We start from the raw sequence: 16,699 nt of genomic DNA, 5'->3' as shown, positions 1-16,699 counted from the left end.
GATGCCCGACGTGCTGGCCCTGCTGGGCGATTCGGCGACCCTGGCCCGGCGTCCCGCCTTCCACATCGAACCGGCCGACGCCGTCGCGGTGCGCGCCTACCACGCCCTGCGCACCGAGGTGTTCGTGCACGAACAGGGTTTGTTCGACTCGCACGACCGGGACGAGCGGGACGACGACCCGCGCACCGTCGTCCTGGTCGCCCGGGACCGGGAGGGCACGGTCATCGGCGGTGTCCGGCTCGGCCCGGCCACCGCCGAGGACATCGGCTGGTGGCTGGGTGGGCGGCTGGTGGTGCACCCCGCGTGCCGGGGCCGGGTCGGCCCGGCGCTGGTGCGAGCCGCCTGTGCGCATGCCGAGAACGCCGGGGTGCTGCGGTTCGAGGCCACGGTGCAGGCCCGCAACGAGAGCCTGTTCGCCCGGCTGGGCTGGGACCGGGTGCGTCCGGTGACGGTCGCGGACACCCCGCACGTGCTGATGCGGTACCCGATCGGCCGCATCGCCGCGCTGGCCAGGGCGACCAAGAGCGACCTCGGGCCGCTGCTGTCCGGGCTGACCGGCGTGCCCGGCTTCGTCGGCGACGACGGGGTTCCGGTGCCGGGCAGCGACGTGGTGGCGGCGTGCGACGCGATCCTGCCGTCCATGGTGGAGCGCGACCCGGACTGGGCCGGCTGGTGCTCGGTCCTGGTCAACGTCAACGACCTCGCCGCGATGGGCGCGGAACCGGTCGGGCTGCTGGATGCCCTCGGCGCGCGTGACGCGTCGTTCGCCAGCCGCGTGCTCGGCGGGCTGCGCCGGGCGAGCCAGGCCTACGGCGTGCCCGTGCTCGGCGGGCACACGCAACTCGGCGTGCCCGCCTCGCTCGCCGTGACCGCGTTGGGCCGCACGGACTCCCCGGTGCCCGGTGGCGGTGGACGGCCTGGCCAGCGGGTGCGGCTCACCGCCGACCTCGGCGGGCGGTGGCGGCCCGGATACGCCGGACGGCAATGGGATTCGACGACCTCCCGCCGCACACCGGAACTGCGCGCCATGCTGACCGCCGTCGCCCGGGCACGGCCCGCGGCGGCGAAGGACGTGTCGATGGCCGGCATCGCCGGAACGCTCGGGATGCTCGCCGAGGCCAGCGGCTGCGGCGCCGTCCTCGACGTGGCCGCCGTGCCCCGGCCCCGCGGCGCGAGCGCCGGCGACTGGCTCACCTGCTTCCCCGGCTTCGCGATGCTCACCACCGGGCCGGCAGAGCTCGACGCCGGACCGGCGGTGAGCGCCGAATGCGGTGAGCTGGTGGCCGGGCGCGGCGTCGCGCTGCGCTGGCCGGACGGAGAACAGACCCAGGCCATCGCGGCCGGGGTGACCGGATTGGGGACCTCATGAGCACCCTGCGGATGGCCGCGGTCGCGGCGCCCTTCGACCGCGACCTGGAGGGCGACTTCGACCGCATCGCCGCCCTGATCGCCACCGCCCGCGCGGACGGCGTCGGGCTGCTCGCCCTGCCCGAGGCCTGCCTCGGCGGCTACCTGGCCAACCTCGACGGCGACGCCGACGGGCCACCACCCCTGGACGTCGACGGCCCCGAAATCAAGCGGCTGGCCGCGCTCGCCGGCGACATGGTGGTCACCGCCGGCTACTGCGAACACGCCGGGGGACGGCTCTACAACAGCGTCGTCTGCGTAACCGGCGACGGCGTGCTGGGCAACCACCGCAAGGTGCACCAGCCGCTGTCGGAGGACGCCACCTACCGCGCCGGCGACGGGTTTGCCGCGTTCGACACGCCGGTCGGGCGGCTGGGCATGCTCATCTGCTACGACAAGGCGTTCCCCGAATCCGCGCGCAGCCTCGCCCTCGACGGCGCCGAGATCGGCGTGTGCGTCTCGGCGTGGCCGGGCAGCCGCACCAACCCCGCCGCGGACCTCGCGCAGGACCGGTGGAAACGCCGCTTCGACCTGTTCGACCAGGCGCGGGCGCTGGAGAACCAGATCGTGTGGCTGTCGGCCAACCAGTCCGGCGCGTTCGGCGACCTGCGGTTCGTCGCCAGCGCGAAGGTCGTCGACCCGGGCGGTGAGATCCTGGCCGGCACCGGGGTCGCCGAGGGCATCGCGGTCGCCGAGCTCGACGTGCGGCAGGCGCTGGAGACGGCGCGCCGGTCCATGGGGCACCTGCGGGACCGGCGGCCGGCGGCCTACCCGGCGCTGGCCACCGGCGAGGAGGAACTCGCCGCGGCGCGATACTGACGCGATGGGGACCATCCGCATCGGAGCCGTGGCCGCGCACTTCGGCCGCGACCTCGACTTCGACCTGCAGCGCATCGCCACGCTCATCGAGCACGCCCGCTCCTCGGGGGTGGCGCTGCTGGTGCTGCCGGACGCCGCGCTCGGCGGGTACCTCGCCGACCTGCGGCACCCCGACCCCGGCGCGCTGCCGCCCGCGCTCGCCCCGGACGATGTGCACCTGCGCAAGATCGCCGCGCTCGCCGCGGACATGGTGGTGTGCGTCGGATACTGCGAAGCCGACGGCGAGCACCGCTACAACGCGGCGGCGTGCGTCACCGGCGACGGCGTGCTCGGCAGGCACCGCAAGGTGCACCAGCCGCCCGGCGAGGTCGCCGCCTACTCGGCAGGCACCTCCTTCGCCGCGTTCGACTCGCCGGTGGGGCGGCTGGGCATGCTCATCGACTACGACAAGACGTTCCCCGAATCGGCGCGCAGCCTCGCCCTCGACGGCGCCGAGATCCTGGCCTGCCTGTCGGCGTGGCCCACCAGCATCACCAACCGCGCGCCGCGCATGTCGCAGGACCGGCAGGCCCGGTTGTTCGACCTCTACGACCAGGCGCGCGCGGCGGAGAACCAGGTGGTGCTGGCCTCGTCCAACCAGACCGGCGCGATGGGCGGGATGCGCTTCCTGGGCCAGGCCAAGGTGGTCGGGCCGGGCGGCGACATCCTCGCCCGCACCTGGAGCAAGGCCGGCATCGCGATCGCCGAGGTCGACGTCGCCGGCGAGGTCGCCACCGCGCGGCGGGTGCTGCACCACCTGGCCGAGCGCAAACCCGACGCCTACTGGAGCCGCACGTGAGGATCGCCCTGCTCAGCTACTCGACGAAGCCGCGCGGCGGGGTCGTGCACACGCTGGCCCTGGCCGAGGCGCTGGCCGCCGAGGGCGCGGAGGTGACCGTGTGGTCGCTGGGCCGCGGTGGGGACAGCGGGTTCTTCCGTCCGGTCGACCCAGCGGTGACAGTGCGGATCGTGCCGTTCCCGGACGTCGAAGGTGAGGGCGTGGGGCCGCGGATCCTGCGTTCGATCGAGGTGCTGCGGGCCGCGTCCGACCCGGGCGGCTACGACATCGTGCACGCCCAGGACTGCATCAGCGCCAACGCGGTCGAGCGGGTCGTGCGCACGGTGCACCACATCGACCACTTCACGACGCCCGAGCTGGCCGCCTGCCACGAACGCGCGATCCGCCGCCCGTATGCGCACGTCTGCGTGTCCGCCGCGGTGGCCGGGGAGCTGCGCGAGGGCTGGGGTGTCGAGGCGACGGTGATCCCGAACGGCGTCGACTACGAGCGGTTCGCCACCGCCGAGCCGGATCCCGCGTGGTCGGGCCGGTTTGTGTTGTCGGTGGGCGGGATCGAGCCGCGCAAGGGTTCGCTGGATCTGCTGGAGGCCTACGCGCTGCTGCGCGAGACCGACCCGGACGTGCGGCTGGTGATCGCGGGCGGCGAGACGCTGTTCGACTACCGCGACTACCGGACGGCGTGGGAGAAGCGGGCTGCCGAGCTGGGTGTGGAGCCGGTGGTACTGGGTCCGGTCGCCCACGAGTCGCTGCCGTCCCTGGTCGCGGCGGCGGACGTGTTCGCCTTCCCCTCGACCAAGGAGGGCTTCGGCCTCGCCGCGATGGAGGCGCTGGCCGCCGGGGTCCCGGTGGTCACCCGCGAACTCCCCGTGCTGCGTGAGGTGTTCGACGGCGCCGCCCGGTTCGCCTCCGGCCCCGCCGGGCTGGCCGACCAGATGCGAGCCGCGCTGGCTGACCCCGGCCGGCTGCGGGAACCCGGCCGCCGGCTGGCGGCGTCCTACGACTGGGGCGCCGCGGCGCGGGCGCACCTGGCGCTGTACCGGGGGCTGCTGGCGGAGTGAGGCCGTTTCCAGGCGGCCGACGAGCGGTTACAGTCTTCGGCATGTCCGGCGCAGTGCTCGTCGCCGTTGACGGGAATGCGGACGTACTCGGGGATGTCGAGCGGGAGCTGCGGGAGCGCTACGCCCGGCACTACCGGATCGTGTGCCTGTCCTCCCCTCGCGAGGCGCTGACTGTCCTCGAGGAATTCGCCGGCGCGGGTGACGAGGTCGCGCTCGTCCTCGCCGGCCAGTGGCTGCCCGGGATGACCGGCAGCGAGCTGCTGGACCGCACCCGCCGCCTCCACCCCCACGCGAAACGCGGGCTGCTGATCGCGTGGGGCGACTGGGGCGACCGCGAAACCGGCGAGGCGATCTACACCTCGATCGCCCGCGGGCTCATCGATCACTACGTCCTGCGGCCGATGGCCACCCCGGACGAGGCGTTCCACCAGGCGATCTCGAGTTCGCTGCTGGACTGGGCCGAGTCGCGGCGGACCTCGCCCTACACCATCCACGTCATCGGGGAGAGCTGGTCCGGCCGGGCCTACGAGCTGCGCCAGACCCTCGGCCGGTGCGCGATCCCGCACTCGTTCTGCCTGGCCGACTCCGAGGAGGGCCGCGCACGCCTGGCCGCGGTGGGTGACGGGATCCGGCTGCCGGTCGTCCTCTTCCCCGACGGCACGGTCCTCACCGACCCGAGCAACACCGAGCTGGCGGTGGCGTCGGGCTCGCCGGTGAGTCCCGAGCGGATGGAGTTCGACCTCGTCATTGTCGGCGCCGGGCCGGCCGGGCTGTCCGCGGCCGTGTACGGCGCGTCGGAGGGGTTCAGCACGCTGGTCGTCGACGAGGGCGGGCTCGGCGGCCAGGCGACCTCCAGCTCGCTGATCCGCAACTACCTCGGGTTCCCCCGCGGCGTCAGCGGCCGACGCCTCGCCCAGCAGGCCTACGACCAGGCGTGGGTCTTCGGCGCGAAGTTCGCGTTCATGCGGCAGGCGCTCGGCCTGGAGCGCGCGGACGGCGAGGTGGTCGTCACCCTGTCCGGCGACGCCCGTGTGCGGACCCGCGCGGTCCTCCTGGCCACCGGCGCGAGCTACCACCAGCTCGGGGTGCCGGCGCTGGAAGCCCTGAGCGGCGCCGGGGTCTTCTACGGCCCGCCGTCGTCCGAAGCGCCCGCCATGACCGGCCGCGACGTGTACGTGCTCGGTGGCGGCAACTCGGCCGGCCAGGCCGCGCTGTACCTCGCCCGCTACGCCCGCAGCGTCACGCTCGTGGTCCGCGCCTCGTCGCTGGACGCCGGGATGTCGCAGTACCTGACGCGCGAGATCGCGGCGACCCCCGGGCTGGAAGTCCGCACCGGAACCGAGATCGTGGGCGGCGGCGGTGACGGGCGGCTGGACCACCTCGTGCTCCGCGACCGCGCGACCGGCGGCGAGGAGACCACCGGCGCGGACGGGCTGTTCATCATGATCGGCGCCCGGCCGCACACCCACTGGCTGCCAGCCGAGATCGACCGGGACGACCAGGGTTTCGTCCTCACCGGATCCGACCTCCGCGACGGCACCTGGCCACTGCAGCGCAACCCGCTGCTCCTCGAAACGAGCATGCCCGGCGTCTTCGCCGCCGGCGACGTCCGGCACGGATCGGTGAAACGCGTGGCCTCGGCCGTCGGCGAAGGTTCGGTGGCGATCCAGCTACTGCACCGCCTCTTCGCGGCGAACGCCCAGCAACCCCGCGGACGCGCGAAGGAGGCGCGCCCCGCACCGGCGAGCTAGCTGTCGTGACTCGTGAGGTTGTGGACGGCGTGTTGGGTTGATTGTGGGGAGGGCCTCCGGGCGGAGTGGGTGTTGCGACGCATCCACTACCAGCCCTGGAGGTCCTCGATGGGTCACGCTAACGCACGCACCACGCGTGTATGCTCGGCAGTTGATTGTGCAGCGTTATCAGGCGGGGTGGCCGCCGGCGCGGATTGCTGAGCAGCTCGGGGTGGCGCGGTCCACGGTCTACAAGTGGCTGGCGCGGCACCGGGAGGAGGGCGAAGCGGGATTGGTCGATCGCTCCTCCCGCCCGCATCACAGCCCCACCCGCCTGCCTGTGGAGACCGAAGCCGCGATCCTGGCGTTGCGTCAGCAGTGCCATCGGGGTGCGGTGTTCCTCGCTGGGCAGCTCGGGCTGGTGGCCTCCACCGTCGGTCGTGTCCTGCGTCGTCGGGACGTACCACCGTTGTCGGCGATCGATCCGATCACCGGGATGCCAGTGCGGCGGCGGCACTCGGGCATCCGCTACGAACGCCGCGCCCCGGGCGAACTGCTGCACATCGACGTCAAGAAACTCGGGCGAGTGCCTGACGGCGGCGGCTGGCGGATGCACGGCCGCCGCGAGCAGGTCCGCGGCCGCGGTATCGGCTACGACTACCTGCACGTCGCCATCGACGACCACACCCGCCTGGCCTACGTCGAGGCCCTGCCCGACGAACGCGACACCACCGCCGCCGCGTTCCTGCACCGCGCCGTGGCCTGGTTCCGCCACCACGGCATCACCGTGCTGCGAATCCTGACCGACAACGCCCTGGTCTACCGCCGAGGCACCTGCTGGGCCGCGGTCTGCACCGCCCTCGGGCTGCGCCGCCGCTACATCAGACCCGGCTGCCCCTGGACCAACGGCAAAGCCGAACGCTTCCACCGCACCCTGCTCACCGAATTCGCCTACGCCCAGCCCTGGACCTCCAACACCCACCGCCTGACAGCCTTGCCCACCTGGGTCCAGCACTACAACACTGAACGCCCACACTCCGCCCTAGCAGCCCACCCACCCATCAGCCGACTGCCCTGACCCTCCACAACCTGTCAGGTCACGACAGCAGCGCTTGCCCGTGGCGGCGAGCGCCGCCGCCGCGAACGAGGCCACGAGCGGACGGCGGTCCAGCTCGGCCCAAGCCAGGACGATCTCGCTGGCGGGGGCGTCGACGACCGGGACGCACACGATTCCCGGCGGCACGGGTTCGACCAGCGAGCGCGGAAGCACCGCGATCGTGCGGCCGAGCGCGATCATCTGGATCATCTGGGGCACGTCCACCAGCTCCGGCCCCGTCCCGCCGCCGGGCACGCCTTTCCACCGCGGCACCGTTTCGTGCTCGAGGTCGGCCAGCCGCACCTCGTCGCGCGCGGCCAGCCGGTGATCGGCGGGGAGGATCGCAACGCGGTCCTCGACGTGGAGCGCCTCGTACGCCAGCCCCGTGAGATCGTCGAACGGCGCGTACAGCAGCGCCAGGTCGGCCCGGCCGTCGCGCACGTAGTCCGCGCGGTCGGTGGCACCACCGAAGAGGATGTCGACCCGGCGCGCATCGGGCAGCTGGGCGTACGCGGTGAGGATCCCCGACAGCAGGTTCGCGTCGCCGCCGGGTTTGATCACGAGCCGCAGATGCGCGTCGGCGTCACCGGCCTGTCGCGCCTGCTGCACCGCGACGCTCATCGCGTTCAGCGCGTGGCGGCCGTGGTACAGCAGGGCCTCCCCCGGCGCCGTGAGCGAGACGCGCCTGCTCGAACGCACGAGCAGCTGCACCCCCAGCCGCTCCTCGACGCGCCGGATCGCTTTCGACAGCGCCGGCTGGGCGATCGACAGGCGCACCGCCGCGCGGCCGAAATGCAGCTCCTCCGCGACGGCGACGAAGTAGGCCAGCTCGCGCGTCTCGACCTCGATCATGCCTCCACGTTATCGCCGGATGACGAACCGGTCTTGGACTCCGCACGGCCGTCGTTGCTTGAATCGGTTCGTGCTCAACCACACCATGATTGTCTCCTTCGACCAGCCCATCCCGGATGCGGAGCTGGATCAATACCTGAAAGACATCGAAAACCTGATGCTGGGCTCCGGCCTCGTCCAGACCTTCGCGGCCCGGCGCCACATCCGCGTGCCCGCCGACGGCCACAGTCCCGTCTTCGTCGCCAGCGCGATCATCCAGCTCGGAGTCGCCGACCTCGACGCGCTCAACGCGGTCTTCACCGTGCCCGGTACGAGGACCTCATCCAGAGCTGGCAGTCACGGCATCCCTACCAGGTCGTCTGGACCAACCACGAGGCCCTGTCGTGGCGGGCTTCGCGGGACAGGCCGGACTGATCACCGGCGCCGGCAGCGGAATCGCCGCACGAGCGCGCTCGAATTCGCCCGGCGCGGGGCCGCGGTCGACTGGCCTTAAGCGGTGGCAAGGAAGCGATCGGACACGGGCTGCTGCCGGTGAATCCGGTGTCCGGACAGCCGGCCTTTGTGGACTGGCGCTTCCCGCGTGAGCGGGAATGGTCCCCTGTCGCCGAGACCGACGGGTGAGCCGAGCACTGGAATGGCGGCTCCTACACGCTCAGCGCGGGCGGCAGCGGCAACTGCAACACCAGAAGGGCACAACGACAACTGACCGGCTTCACCAAGCCCGAGAGCCGCGAGTGGTGTCCGCTCGCGGCCCTCGGCGCCTGATCACCACGGCTCAGGCCGTGAGCAACTGTTCGATCCGTCGCGCGGTCGCCATCACCTCGGTGGCCGCGAGGCCGGTGTCGAGGCCGTCGATCGCGACCACGCCGACGCTGCGTTCCAGCGTGCCGGCCCGGATGCCCGCGGCGAGGCCGACCGCGCCGCGTTCCAGCTGGCCGCGCGTCAGGCTGTAGCCGTCCTGGCGGGCCTGCCGCACCGCGTCCGGCTCGCCGGGTTCTTCCGGCCGGGCGGCGAGAATCGCGAGGCCGGCCGCGCCCTGCGTGAGCGGGTGCCTGCTGCCGACCCGGTAGCCGACGGTCAGCACGGTGCCCTCGGGTTCGGCGACCATCGCCACCACGCACTCGGTGCCCTCCGCCGCGGACAGGAACGCCGTCGCGGACGTGCGGTTGGCCAGTTCCTTCAGCAGCGGCAGCGCGTCCTGGTTGAAGTGCGGCTCGAACTTCGCCGCCAGGGTCGCCAGACCGGACGCCAGCCGCACCCGTCCGTCCCCCGTGCGGGACACCAGCCGATGGCCTTCCAGCGTGGCGACGATGCGGTAGCAGATCGCCCGGTGCACGTCGAGTTCGCGCGCCAGGTCGGCGACCGAGATGCCCGATCGTGACTCCGCCACGACCTCCAACGCCCGCAGCCCGCGGTCGAGCGTCTGCAACGTGCTCATGCCGCCCCTCCGCTGTCGATCCCGGCCCGACTCTACCGGCGGACCTTGACGCCTCCCCGTGCCCCACTTACGCTACACCGCGGTTCGCTCACCGCAACAATATGTGCGTTATCAGTAAAATACGAGGTGAACAGCATGAGCACAGGGTCGTGCCCGGTCGATCACGCAGCGGCGGCGGCCGGCTGCCCGGTCTCGCCCCGGGCGAGCGCCTTCGACCCGTTCGGCCCCGAGTACCAGGCCGACCCGCCCGCCGCAGTGCGCTGGTCCCGCGAAGAGGAGCCGGTGTTCTACAGCCCGCGCCTGGGCTACTGGGTCGTCACCCGCTACGACGACGTCAAGGCTGTCTTCCGCGACAACACCACGTTCTCGCCCTCGATCGCGCTGGAGAAGATCACGCCGGTCTCCGCCGAGGCCACCGCGACGCTGGCGAAGTACGGCTACGCGATGAACCGCACGCTGGTGAACGAGGACGAGCCGGAACACATGCCCCGCAGGCGGGTCCTGATGCACCCGTTCACCCCGGAGCAGCTCGTCCACCACGAGCCGATGGTCCGGCGGCTGACGCGCGAGTACGTCGACCGGTTCGTCGACGCGGGCAAGGCCGACCTCGTCGACGAGATGTTGTGGGAGGTCCCGCTCACCGTGGCGCTGCACTTCCTCGGCGTTCCCGAGGAGGACATGGCGACTCTGCGCGAGTACTCCATCGCGCACACCGTCAACACCTGGGGCAGGCCCTCACCCGAGGAGCAGGTCGCCGTCGCCGAGAACGTCGGCAAGTTCTGGCAGTACGCCGGAACCGTGCTGGACAAACTGCGCCGGGACCCGTCCGGGCACGGCTGGATCCCCTACAGCATCCGCGCGCAGCGGGAGCACCCCGACGTCATCACCGACTCCTACCTGCACTCGATCATGATGGCCGGCATCGTCGCCGCCCACGAGACCACGGCCAACGCCGCCGCCAACGCCATCAAGCTGCTGCTGGAAAACCGCGCGGTGTGGGAGGAGATCTGCGCCGACCCGGACCTGATCCCCCACGCCGTGGAGGAATGCCTGCGGCACTCGGGTTCGGTCGCGGCGTGGCGCAGGCTGGTCACCCGGGACACCACGATCGGCGGGGTCCCGATCCCGCGCGGCGCCAAGCTGCTCATCGTCAACTCCTCGGCCAACCGCGACGAACGGCACTTCGACCACCCCGACGAGGTCGACCTCCGCCGCGACAACGCCACCGACCACCTGACCTTCGGCTACGGCAGCCACCAGTGCCTCGGCAAGAACCTGGCCCGCATGGAACTGCAGATCTTCCTCGAGGAACTCACCCGCAGGCTGCCGCACCTGGAACTCGTGCCGGACCAGGAGTTCACCTACGTCCCCAACACCTCCTTCCGCGGCCCGGAACACCTGTGGGTGCAGTGGGATCCCGCCGCCAACCCGGAACGGGCCGACCCGTCGATCACCGAGCTGCGCCGCCCGGTGCGGATCGGGGAACCGTCCAAGCGCGCCGTGGCCCGGACGGTGAGCGTCGTGTCGGTCGAGCGCGCGGCCGAGGACGTCGTCGAGGTGACCCTGGCCGCCACCGACGGCAAGCCCCTGCCGAGGTGGTCACCGGGCGCGCACGTCGACCTGCAGCTCGGCGAGCTGTCCCGGCAGTACTCGCTGTGCGGCGACCCCGCGGACGCCGGCACCTACCGCATCGCCGTGCTCAAGGACCCGGACAGCCGCGGCGGATCCCGCTACGTGCACGAAAACCTGCGCCCCGGCGCCACGCTGTCGCTGCGCGGCCCGCGCAACCACTTCCGCCTCGACCCCGCCGCGCGCCACTACGTGTTCGTCGCGGGCGGCATCGGGATCACCCCCATCATCGCCATGGCCGATCAGGTCAAGGCCGCCGGCGGCAGCTACGAACTGCACTACTGCGGCCGCGACACCACCGCGATGGCCCTGCTCGACCGGTGCCGGCGCGACCACGGCGACCGCCTGCACGTCCACACCAGCACGGACGGAACGCGCCTCGACGTCGTCGCGTTGCTCGCGAATCCGGCGGAAGGCACGCAGATCTACGCCTGCGGGCCGGAACGCCTGCTCGACGCGCTGGCCGAGGCGAGCGCGCACTGGCCGGACGACGCGCTGCACGTCGAGCACTTCACCACCACCCAACGAGTGCTCGACCCCGCCGTGGAGCACGCCTTCGACGTCGACCTCGCCGACTCCGGGCTCACGGTGCGCGTCGCCGCGGACGAGACCGTGCTCGCCGCACTACGCGCCGCCGGCGTCGACGTGCCCAGCGACTGCGAAGAAGGCCTGTGCGGCACGTGCGAAGTGCCCGTCCTCGACGGCGAGGTCGACCACCGCGACGTGGTCCTCACCAAGGCCGAACGGGCCGCCGGCACCAGGATGATGACCTGCTGCTCGCGGGCCTGCGGCGACCGCATCACCCTCCGGCTCTGACCCTCCCCTGTGGACATTCGAAAGGAACTGACAATGACGTCAACGGTGCGGCAGGCGCGGTCCGCCACCAGCTTCCGGCGCGTGCTCGCGGGCGGGATGGCCGGCGCGGTGCTGGAGTGGTACGACTTCGCGATCTACGGCGTGCTCGCCGCGACCGTGCTCGGCCCGCTGTTCTTCCCCGGCGGCAACGGGATCGTGCAGCTGCTCCTCGCGCTCGCCACCCAGGGGCTCGGGTTCGTCGCGCGCCCCCTCGGCGGCATCGTGTTCGGGCACCTCGGCGACAAGTTCGGCCGCAAACCCATGCTGGTGACCACGTTCCTGCTGCTCGGCACCTCGACCGCGGCGATCGGGCTGCTGCCCACCTACCACCAGATCGGCATCTGGGCGACGCTGCTGCTGGTCGTGCTGCGCATGACGCAGGGTTTCGCACTGGGCGGCGAGTTCGGGGCCGCGGTGCTCATGGTCAGCGAGTACGGCGAGCCGAAGCGCCGCGGGTTCTGGGCCTCGTGGCCGCAGGCCGGCGCGCCGCTGGGCACGGTGCTGGCGACCGTCGTGGTCACCGTCCTCGGCGGCCTGTTCCCCGGTGACGCCTTCGACGCGTGGGGCTGGCGCGTGGCGTTCCTGGTCGCGGTGCCGCTGCTGGTGATCGGGTTCTGGATCCGGCGCAGCGTCGAGGAATCGCCGGTGTTCCAGGCCGCCCGGGCCGGTGCCGAGCGCAAGGCCGCGCACAGGTCGAGCGTGCTCGAAGCGCTGGCCCGGCCCCGCGCGGTCCTGCACGGTCTCGGGATGCGGCTCGGCGAGAACATCGCGTTCTACATCTACACCGTCTTCGTCATCGCCTACGCCACGACGTCGTTCGGGTACCAGCGCGGCGATGTGGTGCTGGCGGTGACGTTCGCGTCGGTGTGCCAGTTCGCGGGCATGATCGGCGGCGGCGCGTGGTCCGACCGGGTCGGCCGCAAGATCGCGATGCTCGTGCCCGCCGTCGCGCTGGTGGTCTGGGCGCCGGTGTTCTTCTGGATGGTCCAGACCGCCAGCGTGCCGATGCTGTGGCTCGGTGTCTGCGCCGGCGCGCTGTTCCACGGCATGCTCGCCGGGCCGGAGGCCGCGTGGATCACCGAGCTGTTCCCCACCCGCTACCGCTACGCCGGCTCGTCCCTGGTGTTCCAGGGCTCGTCGATCATCGCCGGGGCGCCGGCGCCGCTGATCGCGGTGTGGCTGATCGACAGCGTCGGCGTCGGCGCGGTGATCGGCTACCTCGTGCTCACCATGGCGATCACCGTGCTCGCGGTGGCGACCAGCCGCGAAACGAGGGGCGTGGACCTCGACCGCGTCGGCTGAGTGTGCGCGGGTGCGGCCCTGGCCTGGGCCGCACCCGCTGCCACATGGCGTGCTCCCGGCTGCCGCGCGTGTCGACGTCCGCGGCGTCCGCCAGCGCTGCGCCTGGACCACCCGTCGAGGTGAGCCGCCTACGTGACCCCGATGATCGGGGTGGTCCGCTTGGCGATGGCCCAAGCGGTGGCGATGTCGGCGGCGGAGACGCCCCGGTCCGCACCGATCGCCGTCATCCTGTCCGTCAGCGCCCGCAGCTGCGGCAGGATGCCGTTGCACACGGGTTCGCCGGGCTGTACCTGCCGGTCATCGCCCCCTGCTCAAGGACCATGTAGGAGAAGAACCGCACGTCGTGCTCGCGGCAGTGGCCGATGATGCCCACGCGCTCGGAGCTCCGGTAGGTGAGGCTGTAGTGGTTCTGGACCGCCTCCACGCGGAAGCCGGCCTCGCCGAGGATCCCGTCGGCCAGGGCGATCTCGGCCAGGTTGTGGTTGGAGACGCCGACGTGCCTGATCCGGCCGCTTTCCAGCAGCGGCGTCCACCGGGCCACGTCGGCCGGGTTGTGGATCCAGTACAGGTCCACCTGGTCGGTGCCCCAGCCGGTCGAGGCTCTGCTCCAGCATGTCCGCGACCGGCTCGCCGCCGACGCCGGCGATCTGCGGGGTGAACTTCGTGGACAGCTGGCACTCGCCGCGGTCATAGCCCTTCAGCGCGCGGGCGAGGACCGTCTCCGGATGGCCCATGCCGTACACACCACCGCGGTGTCCCACAGCGTGAACCCGTGCGACTGCGCCTTCTCCACGATCTCGCGCAGACCGGACTCGCTCAGCCGGTTGCCTACCTGTTCGACCTGGCCCGCTCGTCGCGGCGCCGGGACGTCGAGATTCCGCCCCGGGTCCAGTGGCTGCTCGACTCCATGACGATGTCCTCGGCGTTCGTGCGCAACGGCCGCACGGACGCCGTCGCCGCCAATCCCCTGGCCCGTGCCCTGCTCGCGCCGATGTTCGACAGCGCCACCGCCGACCAGCGCGGCCGCACCAACATCGCCCGCTACATCTTCCTCGACCCCGGCGTCCTAATCCGCCACGACGGCACCAACCGGCTCCGGCACCCCGAAGTCGGCCACCTGGACCTGACCTTCCAGTCCCTCGACCTGCCGCTGCCCGGCCGGGCCGTGCACGACCTGATCACCTACACGGCCGAACCCGGCACCGCGTCCGAAGGCCGGCTCAAACTCCTCGCCAGCCGGGCGGCCACCCGATCCCGGAGGGCGGAGCCCGCCACTCCTAGGCCAGCAGGGCCGGCTGTGCCAGGAGGACGATCGCCGTGGCGAGGAGCAGGCCGCCGACCACGCGGCTGATCAGTTCGCCGTGGCGGGTGACCTTTTCCAGGGCGACGACGGCCGCGAACACGGCCATCCAGACCAGGTTCATCATCCCCGCGGCCAGCAGCACCGCCATCAGCGCCCAGCAGCAGCCCAGGCAGTACCCGCCGTGGCTCACCCCCACCCGCAGGACACCGAACCGGCCGCGCACCGCCGTCTCGCTGTGTTCGAGCAGCAGCGCCATCGGCGACCGGCAGTGCCGCAGGCACACGCGCTTCAACGGGGTCAGCTGGTACACCCCGGCGACCAGCAGCACCACTCCCCCGGCCCGCACGGCGGTGACGCTGGGCCCGGTCACGGCCCGCTCCAGGCCCTGCACGAACGCGAACGCCCCGATCCCCGCCACCGCCCACACGAGGAAGTAGCCGGCGAACAGGCCGTGGCCACGCAGTCCCCGGCTGCGCAGCAGGCGGCGCATGCCCAGGCTGAACGGCACGACGCTCGGCAGCATCATCGCCGCCATCATCACGACCCACACGCCGAGGAACAGCGCCGCTTCCCCTGGCCACGGCCGCATCGCGCCGGCCATGTCGTCCATCGCGGGCCCGCCGGTCAGGACCCCCATGCGCATGTCCGCGGTCGCGAGCCTGCTCGTCAGCACCCAGGCCAGTGCGGCGAGCACCAGCAGCACGACCACCAGCGCGGCCTCGGTTCGCGACCACCGCCGCACCGAAGCCGCGTGCGAAGCGACATCCCGGCCCGGCCGCGGGGTCATGCCGCGTCCGGTCCGCTCCACTCGAACGGGATGAGTTTGCTGGAGTTGCCGCTGCGCTCCCAGCGGAAACCGAACGCGTCGGCGGACTCCCCGGTGACCCGGCCCCACACCGCGGGCGGTTGCCCCGGGCCCACCTCGGCACCGGGCAGGTTGTGGACCTCCACCCGCGCGCCCGGCTCGCTGGTGGGCCCGGTCAGCGCCTCGACCCGCGCGGTCGCCTTGCCGGGGATGCTGACGCTCCAGCCGGAGTAGTCCTCGGCGATCGAGGCGTCGATGGCCGCGAACTCCATGCCGCGCATCTCACCCCCGAACATCTCGGTGAACCGGGCGGGCCAGCCGCCCGCCTGGCCGCCGAAGATCATCTGCAGGGCGCCGCGCTGCGCCTCGTCGGCTCGCTCGTCCAGGAACACCGCGCCGTAGGCGTCGCTGTGATCGCCCCACACGTTGCCCACGAAGGACGCCAGCATCACGACGTTCAACCCGTCCAATCGGGACTCGCCGTACCGCCCCTCACGCACGTGCCAGAGGAGAACACCGTCGCAATCACCGTAGGTCGGCGGCTGGGCGAAGGAACACGGGCACGGGATCGCGCACTTGCACGCGTCGAACCACACTCCCCGCAAGCGCCACGGCTGCACGGAAGAACCGGTCATCGCCACCCTCCCTTCGGGAATCAGCCCAGTGTCCCTCCCGCTTGTCGGTCGAACAAGCAACGCCGGCAGGCGAAAACCATTCGCGCGGGCACGCGACGGATCGACTGTTCTTGGCACGCGAGCTCGGGCCCGGCGGTGGCCGCCGGGCTGGTGGCGCCACCAGTCCCGGCGGTCGTCCACTCTGGACCCGGAGTCAGGACACCAGCTCTGCCAGCTGCGCATCCATCCAGGGGTAGAACTCCTCGGCCTTCGTGCTCAGCCGGGACTTCAGCTCGCGCGTCGGCTCGTCGGCCAGTACCTCGAGCGCACCGTCGGCGACGCCGTCGTAGGCCTGGGCGACGACGCTCGCGGCGGTGACCTTCGGGACGTCCCACCCGGTCGTCATCGGTGTGTCGATCATGCCCACCAGCAGGCCGATCACGTGGGTGCCCTGCCCGCGCAGCTGCACCCGGAGCGCGTTGGTCGCCGACCACATCGCCGCCTTCGAGGCCGCGTAGCCGGTCGGGATGCTGAACCAGGACGCCGCGGACAGGATGTTCAGCAGGGTTCCGCCGCCGTTCGCGCCGAGCACCGGCGCGAAGGCGTTCGCGACGCGGAGCGTGCCGAAGAAGTTCGTCTCGAAGATCCGGCGCAGCTCGTCCTCCGGCCCGGCGATGGAGTCGCCCTCCGGCGCGATCCCGGCGTTGTTGATCACCAGGTCGACGTCGGGGGCGGACGTGACGGCGCGAGCCACGGCGCCGGCGTCGGTGATGTCGAGGGCCAGCGGCTGGACGCGAGAATCGTTCCAGCTCTTCGGCTTGCGCGCCGCGGCGTAGACCTTGCTCGCGCCGCGTTCGAGCGCCTGGGCCACGAACTGTTCGCCGAGGCCGCCGTTCGCGCCCGTCACGAGCACGGTCCGGCCCTGGAGTGACTGGTTCACCTATACTCCTTCA

At 72.1% G+C, this 16,699-nt stretch carries 15 protein-coding genes and 1 pseudogene; 10 read left to right on the top strand and 6 right to left on the bottom strand.

Annotated features, from left to right (window positions below):
• The first annotated feature begins 1 nt into the window (after nucleotide 1).
• The 6 genes and pseudogenes from ABZ193_RS27690 (at nucleotide 2) to ABZ193_RS27665 (ending at nucleotide 6,930) form a co-directional block, all read left to right on the top strand.
• Complete coding sequence (locus tag ABZ193_RS27690; RefSeq protein WP_354712031.1) at nucleotides 2–1,369, top strand: MSMEG_0567/sll0787 family protein; 1,368 nt, start codon at nucleotides 2–4, stop codon at nucleotides 1,367–1,369.
• The gene (locus ABZ193_RS27685) at nucleotides 1,366–2,226 is read left to right on the top strand and encodes a carbon-nitrogen hydrolase family protein (protein WP_020417212.1); all 861 of its coding nucleotides are present in this window, start codon (nucleotides 1,366–1,368) and stop codon (nucleotides 2,224–2,226) included. Before ABZ193_RS27690 ends, ABZ193_RS27685 begins: the two co-directional genes overlap by 4 nt.
• A 4-nt stretch (nucleotides 2,227–2,230) precedes the next feature.
• A complete protein-coding gene (locus ABZ193_RS27680) occupies nucleotides 2,231–3,064 on the top strand; it encodes a carbon-nitrogen hydrolase family protein (RefSeq protein WP_354712030.1) in 834 nt (277 codons plus the stop codon).
• Nucleotides 3,061–4,122: an MSMEG_0565 family glycosyltransferase gene (locus ABZ193_RS27675; RefSeq protein WP_354712029.1), complete on the top strand. Its 1,062-nt coding sequence runs from the start codon at nucleotides 3,061–3,063 to the stop codon at nucleotides 4,120–4,122. The genes ABZ193_RS27680 and ABZ193_RS27675 overlap by 4 nt, the downstream gene beginning before the upstream one ends.
• 41 nt (nucleotides 4,123–4,163) lie before the next feature.
• Nucleotides 4,164–5,873 carry an FAD-dependent oxidoreductase gene (locus ABZ193_RS27670; RefSeq protein ID WP_354712028.1) on the top strand — a complete coding sequence of 570 codons (1,710 nt, stop codon included), beginning with the start codon at nucleotides 4,164–4,166 and terminating at the stop codon, nucleotides 5,871–5,873.
• A 108-nt stretch (nucleotides 5,874–5,981) separates the two neighbouring features.
• Nucleotides 5,982–6,930 (top strand): annotated as a pseudogene (locus ABZ193_RS27665) (IS481 family transposase).
• Here the strand turns inward: ABZ193_RS27665 and ABZ193_RS27660 are convergent.
• Complete coding sequence (locus tag ABZ193_RS27660; RefSeq protein ID WP_354712027.1) at nucleotides 6,895–7,800, bottom strand: LysR family transcriptional regulator; 906 nt, start codon at nucleotides 7,798–7,800, stop codon at nucleotides 6,895–6,897. The pseudogene ABZ193_RS27665 and the gene ABZ193_RS27660 sit on opposite strands and share 36 nt — an antisense overlap.
• A gap of 70 nt (nucleotides 7,801–7,870) precedes the next feature.
• Here ABZ193_RS27660 and ABZ193_RS27655 point away from each other — a divergent pair, with 70 nt between their 5' ends.
• Nucleotides 7,871–8,293 carry a hypothetical protein gene (locus ABZ193_RS27655; RefSeq protein WP_354712026.1) on the top strand — a complete coding sequence of 141 codons (423 nt, stop codon included), beginning with the start codon at nucleotides 7,871–7,873 and terminating at the stop codon, nucleotides 8,291–8,293.
• Between the two features lie 282 nt (nucleotides 8,294–8,575).
• On the opposite strand, the gene ABZ193_RS27650 is transcribed toward ABZ193_RS27655, so the two are convergent.
• A complete protein-coding gene (locus tag ABZ193_RS27650; protein ID WP_354712025.1) occupies nucleotides 8,576–9,238 on the bottom strand; it encodes a helix-turn-helix domain-containing protein in 663 nt (220 codons plus the stop codon).
• Between the two features lie 135 nt (nucleotides 9,239–9,373).
• On the opposite strand from ABZ193_RS27650, the gene ABZ193_RS27645 reads away from it, so the two are divergent.
• Both ABZ193_RS27645 and ABZ193_RS27640 read left to right on the top strand, forming a co-directional pair.
• Nucleotides 9,374–11,683, top strand: a complete 2,310-nt coding sequence (locus tag ABZ193_RS27645) for a cytochrome P450/oxidoreductase (protein ID WP_354712024.1) — start codon at nucleotides 9,374–9,376, stop codon at nucleotides 11,681–11,683.
• A 33-nt stretch (nucleotides 11,684–11,716) separates the two neighbouring features.
• A complete protein-coding gene (locus tag ABZ193_RS27640) occupies nucleotides 11,717–13,024 on the top strand; it encodes an MFS transporter (protein ID WP_354712023.1) in 1,308 nt (435 codons plus the stop codon).
• A gap of 235 nt (nucleotides 13,025–13,259) precedes the next feature.
• On the opposite strand, the gene ABZ193_RS27635 is transcribed toward ABZ193_RS27640, so the two are convergent.
• On the bottom strand, nucleotides 13,260–13,598 hold the full coding sequence (locus tag ABZ193_RS27635; protein ID WP_354712022.1) for an aldo/keto reductase: 339 nt from the start codon (nucleotides 13,596–13,598) through the stop codon (nucleotides 13,260–13,262).
• A 198-nt stretch (nucleotides 13,599–13,796) separates the two neighbouring features.
• Between ABZ193_RS27635 and ABZ193_RS27630 the strand changes: the two genes are divergently transcribed.
• Complete coding sequence (locus ABZ193_RS27630; protein WP_354712020.1) at nucleotides 13,797–14,375, top strand: hypothetical protein; 579 nt, start codon at nucleotides 13,797–13,799, stop codon at nucleotides 14,373–14,375.
• Here ABZ193_RS27630 and ABZ193_RS27625 read toward each other — a convergent pair.
• From ABZ193_RS27625 to ABZ193_RS27615, 3 genes are all read right to left on the bottom strand, one after another.
• Nucleotides 14,302–15,114 carry a DUF2182 domain-containing protein gene (locus ABZ193_RS27625; RefSeq protein WP_354712019.1) on the bottom strand — a complete coding sequence of 271 codons (813 nt, stop codon included), beginning with the start codon at nucleotides 15,112–15,114 and terminating at the stop codon, nucleotides 14,302–14,304. The two genes, ABZ193_RS27630 and ABZ193_RS27625, sit on opposite strands and share 74 nt — an antisense overlap.
• Entirely contained in the window at nucleotides 15,111–15,767 is a 657-nt protein-coding gene (locus tag ABZ193_RS27620) for a DUF1326 domain-containing protein (protein ID WP_027935754.1), read from the bottom strand. The genes ABZ193_RS27625 and ABZ193_RS27620 overlap by 4 nt, the downstream gene beginning before the upstream one ends.
• Nucleotides 15,768–15,960: 193 nt before the next feature.
• Nucleotides 15,961–16,686 carry an SDR family oxidoreductase gene (locus ABZ193_RS27615; protein ID WP_354712017.1) on the bottom strand — a complete coding sequence of 242 codons (726 nt, stop codon included), beginning with the start codon at nucleotides 16,684–16,686 and terminating at the stop codon, nucleotides 15,961–15,963.
• Nucleotides 16,687–16,699: the final 13 nt, after the last annotated feature.

It is taken from the genome of Amycolatopsis sp. NPDC006125 (assembly GCF_040614195.1).
GTDB classification, from domain to species: domain Bacteria; phylum Actinomycetota; class Actinomycetes; order Mycobacteriales; family Pseudonocardiaceae; genus Amycolatopsis_E; species Amycolatopsis_E tucumanensis.
The sequence above is the reverse complement of the archived record's forward strand: the minus strand, read 5'-3'. Positions and strand labels throughout refer to the sequence as shown.

What these genes read in the sequence shown, in the direction of transcription:
- ABZ193_RS27690 (WP_354712031.1), top strand. Translation starts at nt 2, where the DNA reads ATGCCCGACGTGCTGGCCCTGCTGGGCGATTCGGCGACCCTGGCCCGG.
- ABZ193_RS27685 (WP_020417212.1), top strand. Translation starts at nt 1,366, where the DNA reads ATGAGCACCCTGCGGATGGCCGCGGTCGCGGCGCCCTTCGACCGCGAC.
- ABZ193_RS27680 (WP_354712030.1), top strand. Translation starts at nt 2,231, where the DNA reads ATGGGGACCATCCGCATCGGAGCCGTGGCCGCGCACTTCGGCCGCGAC.
- ABZ193_RS27670 (WP_354712028.1), top strand. Translation starts at nt 4,164, where the DNA reads ATGTCCGGCGCAGTGCTCGTCGCCGTTGACGGGAATGCGGACGTACTC.
- ABZ193_RS27660 (WP_354712027.1), bottom strand. Translation starts at nt 7,800, where the DNA reads ATGATCGAGGTCGAGACGCGCGAGCTGGCCTACTTCGTCGCCGTCGCG.
- ABZ193_RS27650 (WP_354712025.1), bottom strand. Translation starts at nt 9,238, where the DNA reads ATGAGCACGTTGCAGACGCTCGACCGCGGGCTGCGGGCGTTGGAGGTC.
- ABZ193_RS27645 (WP_354712024.1), top strand. Translation starts at nt 9,374, where the DNA reads ATGAGCACAGGGTCGTGCCCGGTCGATCACGCAGCGGCGGCGGCCGGC.
- ABZ193_RS27640 (WP_354712023.1), top strand. Translation starts at nt 11,717, where the DNA reads ATGACGTCAACGGTGCGGCAGGCGCGGTCCGCCACCAGCTTCCGGCGC.
- ABZ193_RS27625 (WP_354712019.1), bottom strand. Translation starts at nt 15,114, where the DNA reads ATGACCCCGCGGCCGGGCCGGGATGTCGCTTCGCACGCGGCTTCGGTG.
- ABZ193_RS27620 (WP_027935754.1), bottom strand. Translation starts at nt 15,767, where the DNA reads ATGACCGGTTCTTCCGTGCAGCCGTGGCGCTTGCGGGGAGTGTGGTTC.